A 12,648-nucleotide genomic window follows, 5' to 3' on the forward strand; every position below is an offset into this window, starting at 1 on the left:
GATCTGGCGAGTCGCGCCGGGCTGTTCTGCGAGGTCGGCCGGGCCGGTCCCCTTGGCGCCCTCCGGCGCCTCTCCGCAGCCCCCCCGCCCCCGGGGGCGGGGGGGCTGCGGAGAGGCGCCGGAGGGCGCCAAGGGGAGAGGCCCGGTGGACCTCGGAGAAGAGCTCGCCGTGACTCGCAGGATCCGGCGCGACCTCCACCTCGAGGCCTCCGACGCCGCCAGCTGCACGGTTTGTTCACGGTAACAGGGCGTCTGCGCAAACTCAACGGCCCCCGTGAGCGGGGGTGGCATCACTTCACGGCGCCTGCGGTCCGCGCGGTCGCTTTCGTCACGGAGGAAGGATCCGCGGCGCCCCGTGGAACGGCGCAGGCGACGTGGGCCGGATCGGACGTTCGTCGTGAGTCGTGATCAGCACCGCCGTCCCGAGCCGCCGTCCTCTTTCTTCCACCGCCGCTCGCGCCTCCGCCGCCGCTGTCAAGAGGGGAGAGACGGTCCGCGCCCCTCGCCTAGGGTGCCGGGATGCCCCGCACCCGGACGTCCCGCGCCGCCCTCGCCTGGCGGGAGGCGGTCACCGGCTCGCGCCTGATGCTCGCTCTCAAGACGGCGCTGGCGGTCGGCATCGCCTGGGCCGTCGCGCCGCTCGCTCCCGGAGTCGCGGAGCAGTACCCGTACTACGCGCCGCTCGGCGCCCTGGTCAGCATGTACCCGACCCTGATGGGCTCGGTCCGCACCGGACTGCAGACCCTGCTCGGCCTGGCGGCGGGGATCGGGCTCGCCGCCCTCGTGGTGGTCACCGTCGGCCCGACCTGGTGGACGATCCCGCTCGTCGTCGGGATCGGCGTGGTTCTCTCGGGGACGGGGTGGTTCGGCGCAGGCCGCGAGTACGTGCCGATGGCGGCCCTCTTCGTGCTGATCATCGGCGGGGCCGACGCCGAGGACTACTCCCTCGGCTACCTCGTGCAGATGGCGGTGGGCGTGGTGGTGGGGCTGCTGGTGAACGTGGTCGTCGCCCCCGGGCTCACCGTCGAGGCGGCCTCCGCCCGGGTCGACGCGTTCCAGCGCGAGCTCGCGGAGCACCTGCGCCAGCTGGCCGCCGCGCTCGAGGAGACGTGGCCACCCGAGCACGAGGCGTGGGCGCGCAACGGCGAGGAGCTGGCCCGGACGGCGGAGGAGGTCCGCGCGGCCCTCGCGGACGCGGACGAGAGCCGCAAGGGCAACCCGCGCGCGCTGCTGCACCGGCGCGACTCCCGACCCGACCACCTCCGCCTCGAGACGCTCGACGCGATCCTCTTCCACGTCCGCGATCTGAGCGGCGCCCTCGCGGACACCATCTGGGAGCGGCCGGGCGCGCTCCCGTTCGATCCGGCCCTCGGCCCGCCGCTGAGCGAGGCCTGCCGGGCGGTCGCCGACGCGATCGACCGCGATGACGCCGGCTCCCCCGCCGCGCACCGGGCGATCGGGGGCGCGGCCCGCGCGATCCGGCACCTCGTGCAGGTCGTCGACGAGCGGACCGCCGCGACCTCCCGGACCCTCGGGCCCGGCGTCCTCGCGGCGATGCACCTCCGCCGCGTCCTGGTGCGCCTGCAGCACGACGGCGCGGAGCCGCAGGAGGAGTGAGGGCTGGTGTCTTCCTTCCCATACTGATATGGTGATGGGACATCAGGAGGACGGGGACGACGTGGAGCGGACGGTGACGACGACGAGCCTCCGTGGTCGCGCGCCGGAGCGGACGACCACGGAGGCTCGTCTGGCCTTCGGGCAGGCGCTACTCGCAGACGAAGAAGGCGACCTCCACGTAGCCCATCGTCTGCGAACGGGTGTCGACGTCGGAGTTCTCGACGGTCACGCCGGACGCGGCGAAGCTGCTGCCTCCTGCGCCCGTCGACGCGTTGGCCGCGTAGGAGCCGCCACCGCGCACCCACAGGGAGGTGCCGCCGCCGGCACCGCCGAAGTAGCCGCCGCCACCGCCACCGGATGCGTAGGTCACCTGGCGGCTCGCGTTCGTCCTCGGTGCGCCGGCACCGCCGTCGCGCCCGGAGCCCGGGCTGCCGAGAACCGACTCGGTCACGTTCACCGTCGTCACACCGGGCTGCCCCGGCCCGGTCTGGCTTCCGCCGGTGCTCGGAGCCTGCTCGGTGGAGCCGGTGCTGCTGTCCGCGCGCGAGACGGCGCTGTCGTAGCCGGAGCCGCCGACGGGACCGCCGGACCCCGCGTTCGGCCCGACGCGGGCGGACCGGGTGACGTCGTTCGAGGTGAAGCCGGCTGCGCTACCGCCGCCGCCGCCCGCGATGACGAGCAGGGAGCCCGCGGCGGTGATCCCGCTGGCCCCGCCCCCTCCTCCGGAGCCGATGTAGCCCGGAGTGCCCGGAGCCCCGCCGTTGCCGAGCCCCCGGCCGCCGGCCTGGTTGCTGCCGCCCGAGCCCGCGGTGATGACGATCTCGGACGCTCCGCCGAGCGCGTCGACGGGGATGGTGCCCGTCACCCGCGCACCGGCGCTGGTGACGTCCGACCCGGTGCGGACGCCGCCGCCGTCTCCGCCGACCGCCGTGAAGCGGACCCACTGGGTTCCCGCGGGCACGGGGATCGTCCGGGCCGCGAGCGCGGTGGTCGAGGTGGCGTCGATGCGCTGCGCGTCCTGCAGGGCGCACTGGGGGGCGGTCGAGGCCGACGCCATCGGAGCGGCGATCGAGGCGGCCACAACAGGAATCGCCCATGCGGCGCCCTTCACCACGGTTCGGCGCTGGGTCAGACGATCGGGGGCGCCGGTCGGCGTGCTGGTGTCTTCGTTCTGCATCGGAGTCCTTCTGTCATCGTGCACCCCTGGGTATCGGGGGCAGAGTCGGGTGAGAGGCGCGGGAGGATGCCCGTGCCGCTCCGACAGAGTCGCCTGCTCCGCGACGGGGCACGCCGCTCGAGGCCGCTCTGGCGCGAACCTGCCCTGAGGCGGCGCGCCGCGCCCCCCGCGCCTCATCCTCAGCGACTTCTCCGCAGCGCCGACCAGTCGTGGACGACGTCGCAGATGCCCCGTCGGACTCGCCGATACGGACCCTCCGAGCGGGCGGCCCGACTCGCGAGCACCCCGGACCGAGCGGCCCGGAGAGCCCGCGACGGGCGAGCGCAGCACCCGACGTCAGTCCGGCGCCGGCCCGCGACGGCCGAACGGGCAGCCCGGCGTCACGCCCCGACGGCCGAACGGGCAGCCCGGCGTCACGCCCCGACGGCCGAACGGGCAGCCCGGCATCAGCCCAGCGCCAGCCCAGCGTCAGCCCGCGTCGGCGAGCAGCGCCTCGCGGTCGAGCCGCTTCGCGTAGCAGCGCGCGCTCGGCTCGTCGCCCCAGTAGCCGTAGCCCGCGATCGGGTCGTAGCCGGCGCTCGCGTAGAGCGCCATCGCCTCCGGCTGCTCCGTGCCGGTGACCAGTCGGAGCAGCTCCACGCCCTCGCGGGCCGCCATCCGCTCGACGCCGGCGAGCAGCACGCGGCTGAGCCCGCGGCCCCGCGCGGCGCTCACCACGAACATCCGCTTGATCTCGCCGATCCCGTCCTCGACCGCGAGCGCCACGCAGCCGACGAGCCCGCCGTCGACCTCGAGCAGCAGGGTCGGAGCGTCGGCGGGCGGACGCGGACCGGTGTCGTCGCCGCCGTAGCGGGCGAGGAGGTCGGCCTCCTGCAGGGCGAAGAGGTCCGTGGCTGCCGGGTCTCCGGCCGTGGTCTCGATCAGGCGGTGCACGGCACGATGCTACGGCGCGGCGGCGAGCCCCGCGGCGATCCCGGCCAGCTGCTCGAGCACGACCCGCACGGCCGAGCGCTCCAGCGTCTCGGGCCGGGCGAGGCAGTCGATGTGGCGGCCGAGCCCCGGGATCCCGAGCGGTCGCAGCACCACCTCCGGCGTGCGCCGCAGGTCGGTCGTGTACCGCGGCAGCAGCGCGACGCCGTCGCCCGCCGACACGACCGCCGCCGCGACCAGGAAGTCGTTGATCCGGTGCGGGATGCGCGCGTCGCCGCCCGCGAGGACCGCGATGGCGTCGATCGCCCGTTCCAGGGGGAAGCCCTCGTGCACCGCGACCCACTCCTCGTCGCGGAGGTCGGCGGGGCGGACGACGTCCTTCGCGGCGAGCGGATGGTCGCGCCGCAGCGCGAGGTCGAGCGGCTCGAAGAGGAGGGGCGTGGAGCGCACGGTCCCGGGCCACTCGGCGCTGCCGGCGAGCCGGTGCGCGACGACCAGGTCGTGATCCGCGGTCAGCCCGGCGAAGGCGCTCTGCGCCACGTCGAAGTCGGCGAGCGCGACGCCCGGCCGACCCGGTGCGCGCAGCGCCTCCAGCAGCGGGCCGAACATCGCCAGCCCCGCGCTGTGGAACGCGGCGACCGAGACGGTGCCGCTCGGCTCACCCTCGAAGTCCGCGACCGCCCGGGCCGCGCGCTCGAGCGCCACCTCCACCTCGACCACGGCCGCCGCGAGAGCGCGGCCGGCGGGGGTCAGCGCAGTCCGGCGCCCGTCGCGGAAGGTCAGCGCCGTCGGAGTGCGGCGCTGCAGCGCGCTGATCTGCTGCGAGACGGAGGAGGGGGACACCCGCATCGCGGCGGCGACGGCGGCGATGCTCCCGCGCTCGCCGAGCTCCCGCAGAGCCCTGAGCTGTCCGAGTTCCATGAGTTCCAACTTACGCGTCGGCGAAGAAGATGCAGTCTTGTCCTTCGGGTCTCCGTGCCGCCACGATGAGCCGTGCACGCTCTCCTCTCCCGCTTCCGGGTCGACCTCCTCCTGCTCGTGGTCGCCGCCTCCTGGGGCTCGACCTACTTCGCGGCGAAGGAGCTCGTCACCGACTCGAGCGTGATGGCGCTGCTCGGCTCGCGGATGACCCTCGCCGCCCTGTGCCTGGCCGTGATCGTCGCGGCGCGGCGGCACCGGATCACCGCGGCGGAGTGGCGGGTCGGCGTGACCATCGGGGCGCTGCTCGCGACGATCTTCGCGCTCGAGACCTACGGCATCGCCGGCACCTCCGCCACCAACGCGGGCCTCATCATCAGCCTGACGATCGTGATCACGCCGATCCTCGACTCCGCCGTCTCGAAGCGCCGACTCCCGGGCCGCTTCCTGCTCGCATGCCTCGTCGCGGTCGTCGGGGTCGCGCTGCTCGCGGGCAACGGCTCCCTCCGCCCGCTCTCCCCCGGCGACCTGCTGATCCTCGGCGCCGCCGTCGTGCGGGCCGTGCACGTCACGTCGATGCACCGCCTCTCGGCGCGGGCGCCGATGGACTCCCTCCGCCTGACCACGGTGCAGCTCGGCACCTGCGCCGTCGTCTTCAGCGCCGCGTCGCTCGTCGTCGGCGTGCCGATCCCCGAGTACGTCGCGGGGCTCGACTCCGTGGGCGCCGGCCTGTTCCTCTACCTCGTCCTGGTCTGCACCGTCTTCGGTTTCCTCGTGCAGACGTGGGCGGTCCGCCGCACCTCCCCCTCCCGCGTCAGCCTCCTGCTGGGCACCGAGCCGGTGTGGGCCGCGGTCGTCGGAGTCGCGCTCGCCCGCGACCCGATCGCGCCGGTCGGCTTCCTCGGCATCGCGCTGATCCTCGCGGGCACGGCCTGGGGCCGCTCCCTCGAGCAGCGGACGGCGCCCGACGTGCCGACCGCGGCGGCCGCTCCGGAGGCGCTGCTCGCCCTCGAGCCGGAGGACGAGCGCCGGCGTCCCGTCGAGCGGTAGCCGGGTCAAGGGACTCGCGTGCGGCGCCCCGATGTGGGGGAATCGGATCGGGAGGCGTCCGCCGCGGGCGCCGCCGGAGGAGGATCCATGTCGCTCAGCGTGCTGTTCATCGGCGGGACGGGCATCATCAGCGCCGCCTGCGTCCGCGAGGCGCTGCGGCTCGGCCACGACGTGACCGTGCTGAACCGGGGGCGGACGTCGCTCCGCCCGCTGCCCGAGGGCGTCCGCGAGGTGCAGGCCGACGGTCGCGACCGCGACTCCGTCGCCGCCGCCCTCGGCGACCGGACCTTCGACGCCGTGATCGACTTCGTCGCCTTCACGCCCGAGCACGTGCAGCAGGACATCGACCTGTTCGCCGGCCGCACGGGCCAGTACGTCTTCATCAGCTCGGCCTCGGCCTACCAGAAGCCGCCGCGCAGCCTCCCGGTCACCGAGTCGACTCCGCTCCGGAACCCCTACTGGCAGTACTCCCGCGACAAGATCGCGTGCGAGGACCTGCTCGTGGCCGAGTACCGCGCGAGCGGCTTCCCGGTCACGATCGTCCGCCCCTCGCACACCTACGACCGGACCGCGCTGCCCGTCGACGGAGGCTGGACCGTCGTCGACCGGATGCGCCGTGGCCAGGAGGTGGTCGTCCTCGGCGACGGCACCTCGCTCTGGACGCTCACGCACGCCGACGACGTCGCTGTCGGCCTGGTCGGTCTTCTCGGCGCCTCCGCCGCGATCGGCGAGGCGTTCCACATCACCGGCGACGAGACGCCGACCTGGGACGAGATCCACCGCGACCTCGCCGCGGCGGCCGGAGTCGAGCCACGCCTCGTGCACGTCGCCTCCGACGCGATCGCCGCGGCCGACCCCGAGCTCGGTGCCGGGATCATCGGCGACAAGGCGCACTCGATGGTGTTCGACAACGCGAAGATCCGCCGCCTCGTCCCGGCGTACTCCCCCTCGGTGCGCTTCAGCGACGGCGCCCGCGAGATCGTGGAGTGGTACGACGCCGACGAGTCGCGCCGCGTGGTCGACGAGCGGATGAACGGCCTGTTCGACGCGCTGATCGAGCGGTACCGGCCGCGCCCGCTGTGAGGGTCGGGCGGGGGTGCGAGTCCGCCCCTCCCGGCCGCTGCACCCCGCTCAGCTCCTCCGCCCGCGCCGCCGCCCCCGCTCAGCCGATCGGCTCGAGCCGCACCAGGAACCCGCCCGGCACTCCCGGCTGCAGCTCCTGGTACTCGGACGGCACGCGGTAGGAGCCCTCGCCGACCGCGGTCACGGTGAAGGCGTCGTCCGAGCGCGTCCCCGCGAGGAAGACGGTGTAGACGTCGGTGCCGTCCTCGGCGGTGCGCTTCCCGGCCGCCGCGCCGACCCAGCGGTGCCCGCCCGGATCGGCCGTCGCCGTCTCCCCGAGGGTCGCGTCGATCGCGGCCGGGTCGACGTTCACGGCGCGGATCCCGTCCTGGCACTCGCGCCAGACGCCCGTGAATCCGGGGTCGGGGTCGGAGTAGCAGAACATCATCGACCCGTCGGGCGCGACGTGCAGGTCGCCGTAGCCGCCGACCCCCTGCCCGGAGACGGGGGCGGCCGTGGGCCCGGTCGTCGGCTCGGGGTCGGCAGGCGCGGTGCACCCGGCGAGCGCGAGGACGAGCACCGCCACCGCTCCCGCTCGCCACCTCATGTGCGCAACCTACTGGAGCCGCGCCCCCGCCCGTCCGTGTGCCGAGCCGGGAGTCCGCCGGGAGCCGGACCGCCCTCAGACCAGCCGGCGGCCGCTGAAGCGGTCGACGGGGGCGTCGTGGCGCATCGCCCGCTCGTGCATCCGCCGGAACGGCTCGATGAGCACGCCGTTCGTGCGGTCCAGCGAGTCCTGCCAGGCCACGATCTCCCCCAGCTGCGCGGCGAGATCCGCGCGGAGGGCCGCCTCGTCGACGGTGGTCGAGACGCCCTTCGAGACGACGATCCGGCCCGCGACGATCACGGTGTCGATCGACGAGCCGTTCTCGGAGTAGACGAGCTGGTTCTCGAGCCGCTGGCGCGGGGTGAAGTTCAGCGTCTCGAGGTCGTAGACGACGAGGTCGGCCTGCTTGCCGACCTCGATGCTGCCGGTGACGTCGTCGAGCACGGCGCTGCGCGCGCCTCCGATCGTGCCGGCCGTGAGCACCTCGGACACGGTCGGCCAGGTGGCGATGTCCGGATCCGTGACCTTGTGCAGGAGCGCCGCGGCCTTCACGACGTCGAGCATGCGCGGAGAGTCGCTGCTCGAGCAGCCGTCGGTGCCGAGGCCGAGGTTCACGCCCGCGTCGTGCAGCGCGCGCCACGGGGCGATGCCCGAGCCGAGCTTGAGGTTCGAGATCGGGTTGTGCGAGACGGACGTGCCGGCGGCGGCGATCCGCTCCATGTCGGAGTCGGTGAGCCAGATCCCGTGGGCGAAGGTCGTGTTCGGCGAGAGCGCGCCGATCCGCTCCATGTACTCGACCAGGGTCGAGCCGTAGGACAGCTCGCCGGTCACCAGCTGCGTCTTCGTCTCGAGGACGTGGATGTGGCACTCCGCCCCGTGCTCGAGCGCCAGCTCGGTCGCCCCCACGAGCAGCTCGGGCCCGCACCGCTGAGGAGCGGACGGGGCGACCATGTAGCGCAGCCGCCCGCCTCCCCTCCCGTGCTGGGTCGCGAACGCCTCGCGGCTGAAGGCGAGGTAGCCCTCCGTCGTCGGGCGCGACGCCGACCGCGCCTGATCGAGGATCTCCGCCGGCACGTACTCCTCGAGGAACGGCATCGTCTCGTGGAAGGGCCTGCTGATCACGTGGCCCGAGATGTTGGCGCGGACTCCGATCTCGTCGTACGCGTCGAAGACCGCGGCGAGCTGCTCCGCGTCCTGGTCCGGGTTCTCGAGCACGTCGTCGACCAGGGTCGTGACCCCGGCCTTCAGCGATTCGAGGGCGAAGAGCGACGAGCGCAGCCGCACCAGATCCGGAGCGACGCGGCTGTTCCCGAGGATCGGGTACGACAGCAGCATCCACAGCTCGAGCGGCAGGTTGTCGTAGCGGCCCTTGTAGAGGTACTCCCACGAGTGGGTGTGGGCGTTGACGAAGCCGGGGACGACCAGGCGGTCGCGCCCGTCGATCACCTCGTCGCCCGGCTCGGGGACGAGGCCCGGGCCGATCGCGACGATCAGCTCGTCGACGATGCGGATGCTCGCCGTGATCGGGACGGCGCCCGAGACCGGGTCCATGGTGATCACGGCGGCGTCGGAGAGGAAGAGGGGCATGGCGGTTCCGTTCGTGGTGCGGGGTGGGACGGGGCGGGCCGGCTCGCGAGGGGGCCGGCCCGCGGAGGGGCTCGGGCTCAGCCGCGGACGGGCTCGGGCTCCGCGGCGACCGGCGCGGCCGACTCCCGGCGCTCGACCCAGGCGGGAGCGTCCCGGCCGAGCAGGAGGTAGGCGAGGCCGGCCGAGACTCCGCCCGCGAGCCACGAGACGTCGACGCCGCCGAGGGCGGTCGCGGCCGGACCCTGCAGGGCGGGCACCGAGCCGTTCATGAACAGCCAGGTCAGGGTCGCGCCGATCGCGAAGGAGAGCAGCGCCCGCCAGCGGACGTCCGGCAGCAGCGGCGAGCCGACGGGGGCGAACAGGTGCCCGAAGGAGCGGACGCGCGGCTCGAACACCGTGTAGTGCACCAGCACGATCGCACCCCAGGGGGCGACCCAGCCGACGAGGCCGACCAGCCACGCGTCGAGCGTGGTGGCGAGGTCGTCCTGGAAGACGAAGAACACCGCGGCCGCGAAGGCCAGCACGCCGACGATGAGGCTGAGCGCGCGGCGCCCGAGCCGGATGTCGAGGGCCTGGGTCGCCATGCCGAACGAGTAGATGTTCAAGACGTTGGTCGCGATCGGGCCGTGCACCACCAGGAGCAGCACGGGGATCGCGAGGGCGCCGAAGTTCTCGACGATCAGCTCCCCGGGATCCACGGAGCCGTTCTTCGTCGCGAGGGTCGCGCCGAGGACGCCGAGCCAGACCACCGGGATGAACTGGCCGAGGACGCTGGCGAGGTAGAGCCCCCGCTTCGAGGAGCGGGGCCCGACGAAGCGGGAGTAGTCGCCGGCGTAGGCGAGCCAGGTGAGGCCCCAGCCGATGCCGATGGCGGTCATCACGATGGACATGGCCGCGATGCGGTCGCCGCCGGTGAGCGCGCCCTCCGCGGGGCCGGCGTAGGACCAGTCGATGTCGAGGAAGAACCAGGCGACGACCGACATGATCGCCAGCACCAGGAGGGTCGGCGGGACGGTCCAGCGCTCGAAGGCGGCGATCGCGCGGTAGCCGAGGAAGGAGATCGCGACCTGCACCGCCATGATCACCGCCGCCACCGCGATCTTCCAGCCGACGTTCGCCTGCTCCGGGTCGACGACGCCGACGGAGCCGAGGAGCGCGATGACCAGGTCGAGGACGATCCAGGTGTTGATGGCGCACCAGCCGATCACGACCACGGCCTGGATCGCGGCCGGGACGTAGTTGCCGCGCCGGCCGAAGATCGCCCGTCCCACGAGCATTCCGGTCGCCCCCGTCCGCTGGCCGAGGAGGACGAAGAAGCCGAACACCGCCATCCCGACCACGTTGCCGAGCACGAGGACGGTGACGGTGTCCGCCAGGCCGAGGCCCATGTTCACGCCGAGGGCGCCGAGCACCCAGTTGATGGGGGCGATGTTGGCGCCGGCCCAGATCCAGAACTGCCCGTCGAGCCGGGCGGTGCGCCGGGAGTCGGGCAGGGGACTCAGCGCGTCCTCGGCGTCGGCGGTGCCGTGCAGGGTGTCGGTGCTCATGGCGGATCCTCTCGGGGAGGGGGATGAAGGGGAGGGCGGGGCGCCCGGTGAGGCTCCACTCTCGTGCGGACCCGTTTCGGGCGGCGCGTCCGCGTGTAAATTCGCCGTGACGCGAGAGGACGTTCTGTATGGCCTACCTGCTGTCGGACGCGATGCGGGATCCGCGCCTCGCCGCCATGCTCCCGGTGGTGGCCGCCGGGCACGCGGCCGCCGAGCGCGCCGTGATCCGCTGGGCCCACACGAGCGAGCAGCTCGACATCGCGCCCCTCCTCCTCGGAGGCGAGCTGCTCCTGATGGAGGGCGCGCTCCTCTCGACCGACCAGGACCCGGCGGAGTGCCGCGAGTACGTGCGGTCTCTGGTCGACGCGGGAGTCGGCGCCCTCGCTCTCGAGCTCTCGCCGCGCCTGCCCGCGGTGCCGCCGCCGATCGTCGCGGCGGCCGACGAGCTCGGCCTCCCCGTGCTCGCCCTGCCCCGGCGCGTCCCCTTCGTGCAGGTCTGCGAGAGCATCAACACCCACCTCACCGAGCAGAAGTTCCGGAGCATCCGACTGGCGGACAGAGTGTCCGGTCTGCTGGCCGACGCGGCCTCCGGGGACGCCGGCGTCGACGAGCTCCTGCAGGTCGTCGCCTCCGCGACGGGCGCCTCCGCCTCGCTCGTCTCGCTCACGGGCGACGAGATCGCCCGCGCCTCGCCCGGGCCGGGCGTCGACACGGAGCCGACGGCCGGGACGTTCTCGAACGTGCTGCACGCGGGCGACTCCCTCCTGGGCACCCTGCATCTGCGGGCCCACGCCGACGCCGACCTCCACGCCGTCGCCGTCGCGCTCGACCGGGCGCCGGACGTCCTCGCGATCGCCGTGCTCCGGCACCGCCCGCCGTCGGTCACCGAGCGGCTGACCGCCCAGCTCTTCGCGATCGCATCCGTCGAGCGCGCGGACCCGGCGGCCGACCTCCAGATCGACGCCTTCCTCGGCCGCCTCGGCGCCGGATCCCGGGAGCGCTACCTCGGCGTCCGGGCCGACACCGGTCACGACGACCGGCGGCTCCGCGCTCTGCTCCGCCTCCTGACGGGCGCGGGAGCGGATCCCGGCCCGGTGCTCTGCGTGGTCGGCTCCGAGCTGCTGGCGCTGCTGCCGTTCGCCACCGCCGCCGCGATGGAGGAGGGCCGGACGGAGCTCCTGCGCCTCGGCGCCGCCCTCGACTCGGACGCTCTGCTCTGCGTCGGAAGCGGGCTCGGCGGGCAGGAGCGGGTGCCCCGGGAGCTGGCGGAGGTGCGCGGCGCGCGCGAGTGGGCGCCCGCAGGCGGAGTCGTCGACTCGCGCCAGTACCGCCTGGAGCGGTTCGCGAGCTCTCTGCAGGACGATCCGGAGGCGGACGACCTCGTCGAGGAGGTGCTCGGGCCCCTGCGCGCCCAGCGCGGCGAGCTGCTCGCCACCCTCGAGGCCTTCGCGTCGCTGTGGGGGAGCAAGACGGCGACGGCGGCCGCGCTCGGCATCGGCCGGCAGACCCTCTACGACCGGCTCGCGCGGATCGAGGAGCTGATCGGCCCGCTCGACTCGTCGCCGGCCCGCGCCCGGGTCGTCATGACCGCCGTCTTCCTGCACCGGGCGCGCGCGGCGCTCCCGGCGGTCTCGCCTCCGGTCGGGCGGACGTTCCCGCCTCCCGCCGAACGCTGACGCGGCCGGACGGGATCGAACGGCTCAGGCGGGCAGCAGCTCCGCGACGAGCGCCTGCACGCGGGCCCTGATGTCGTCGCGGATCGAGCGGACCTCCTCGAGGGGTCGGCCCTTCGGGTCGGCGAGGTCCCAGTCCTCGTAGCGCTTGCCGGGGAAGACGGGGCAGACGTCGCCGCAGCCCATCGTGATCACGACGTCGGAGGCCTGGACCTGCTCGGTGGTCATCAGCTGCGGGACGGCCTGCGAGATGTCGATGGCCTCCTCCGCCATCGCCTCGATCGCGATCGGGTTGATGCTGTCGCCGGGCTCGGAGCCGCCGGAGCGGACCTCGACGGCGCCGCCGGAGAGGGCGCGGAGGTAGCCGGCGGCCATCTGCGAGCGGCCGGCGTTGTGGATGCAGACGAAGAGGACGGTGGGGGCGGCCATCGGGGCTCCTGGTGTCGAGGGGCGGTGCTCGGAGGAGCACGGGGCGAGGGT

The 12,648-nt window shown here is 74.1% G+C and carries 11 protein-coding genes; 4 read left to right on the forward strand and 7 right to left on the reverse strand.

The features are described 5' to 3' along the window. The first annotated feature begins 519 nt into the window (after positions 1–519). Positions 520–1,617: an aromatic acid exporter family protein gene (locus C5C44_RS12780; RefSeq protein WP_104283006.1), complete on the forward strand. Its 1,098-nt coding sequence runs from the start codon at positions 520–522 to the stop codon at positions 1,615–1,617. Between the two features lie 148 nt (positions 1,618–1,765). Here the strand turns inward: C5C44_RS12780 and C5C44_RS12785 are convergent, their stop codons facing one another. From C5C44_RS12785 to C5C44_RS12795, 3 genes are all read right to left on the reverse strand, one after another. Further along, positions 1,766–2,794, reverse strand: a complete 1,029-nt coding sequence (locus C5C44_RS12785) for a hypothetical protein (RefSeq protein ID WP_146084341.1) — start codon at positions 2,792–2,794, stop codon at positions 1,766–1,768. 468 nt (positions 2,795–3,262) lie between these two features. Further along, the gene (locus C5C44_RS12790) at positions 3,263–3,727 is read right to left on the reverse strand and encodes a GNAT family N-acetyltransferase (RefSeq protein ID WP_104335969.1); all 465 of its coding nucleotides are present in this window, start codon (positions 3,725–3,727) and stop codon (positions 3,263–3,265) included. A 9-nt stretch (positions 3,728–3,736) separates the two neighbouring features. Continuing rightward, positions 3,737–4,645, reverse strand: coding sequence for a LysR family transcriptional regulator (locus C5C44_RS12795; RefSeq protein WP_104335970.1), 909 nt, complete (start codon positions 4,643–4,645; stop codon positions 3,737–3,739). A 72-nt stretch (positions 4,646–4,717) separates the two neighbouring features. Here C5C44_RS12795 and C5C44_RS12800 point away from each other — a divergent pair, with 72 nt between their 5' ends. Then, a complete protein-coding gene (locus tag C5C44_RS12800) occupies positions 4,718–5,692 on the forward strand; it encodes a DMT family transporter (protein WP_219827852.1) in 975 nt (324 codons plus the stop codon). Positions 5,693–5,779: 87 nt separating this feature from the next. Further along, complete coding sequence (locus C5C44_RS12805; protein ID WP_104335971.1) at positions 5,780–6,775, forward strand: SDR family oxidoreductase; 996 nt, start codon at positions 5,780–5,782, stop codon at positions 6,773–6,775. A 79-nt stretch (positions 6,776–6,854) separates the two neighbouring features. Here the strand turns inward: C5C44_RS12805 and C5C44_RS12810 are convergent, their stop codons facing one another. The 3 genes from C5C44_RS12810 to C5C44_RS12820 form a co-directional block, all read right to left on the reverse strand. After that, positions 6,855–7,361, reverse strand: a complete 507-nt coding sequence (locus C5C44_RS12810) for a hypothetical protein (protein ID WP_146084342.1) — start codon at positions 7,359–7,361, stop codon at positions 6,855–6,857. 75 nt (positions 7,362–7,436) lie between these two features. Continuing rightward, positions 7,437–8,948: an amidohydrolase family protein gene (locus C5C44_RS12815; RefSeq protein WP_104335973.1), complete on the reverse strand. Its 1,512-nt coding sequence runs from the start codon at positions 8,946–8,948 to the stop codon at positions 7,437–7,439. A 77-nt stretch (positions 8,949–9,025) separates the two neighbouring features. Then, positions 9,026–10,495, reverse strand: a complete 1,470-nt coding sequence (locus C5C44_RS12820) for a cytosine permease (RefSeq protein ID WP_104222421.1) — start codon at positions 10,493–10,495, stop codon at positions 9,026–9,028. Between the two features lie 128 nt (positions 10,496–10,623). Here C5C44_RS12820 and C5C44_RS12825 point away from each other — a divergent pair, with 128 nt between their 5' ends. Then, the gene (locus tag C5C44_RS12825) at positions 10,624–12,171 is read left to right on the forward strand and encodes a PucR family transcriptional regulator (RefSeq protein WP_104335974.1); all 1,548 of its coding nucleotides are present in this window, start codon (positions 10,624–10,626) and stop codon (positions 12,169–12,171) included. A 24-nt stretch (positions 12,172–12,195) separates the two neighbouring features. Here the strand turns inward: C5C44_RS12825 and C5C44_RS12830 are convergent, their stop codons facing one another. Beyond that, entirely contained in the window at positions 12,196–12,597 is a 402-nt protein-coding gene (locus C5C44_RS12830; RefSeq protein ID WP_104335975.1) for an arsenate reductase ArsC, read from the reverse strand. Between the last annotated feature and the right edge of the window lie 51 nt (positions 12,598–12,648).

The sequence above is a fragment of the Rathayibacter sp. AY1F6 genome (assembly GCF_002932035.1).
Lineage (GTDB): Bacteria > Actinomycetota > Actinomycetes > Actinomycetales > Microbacteriaceae > Rathayibacter.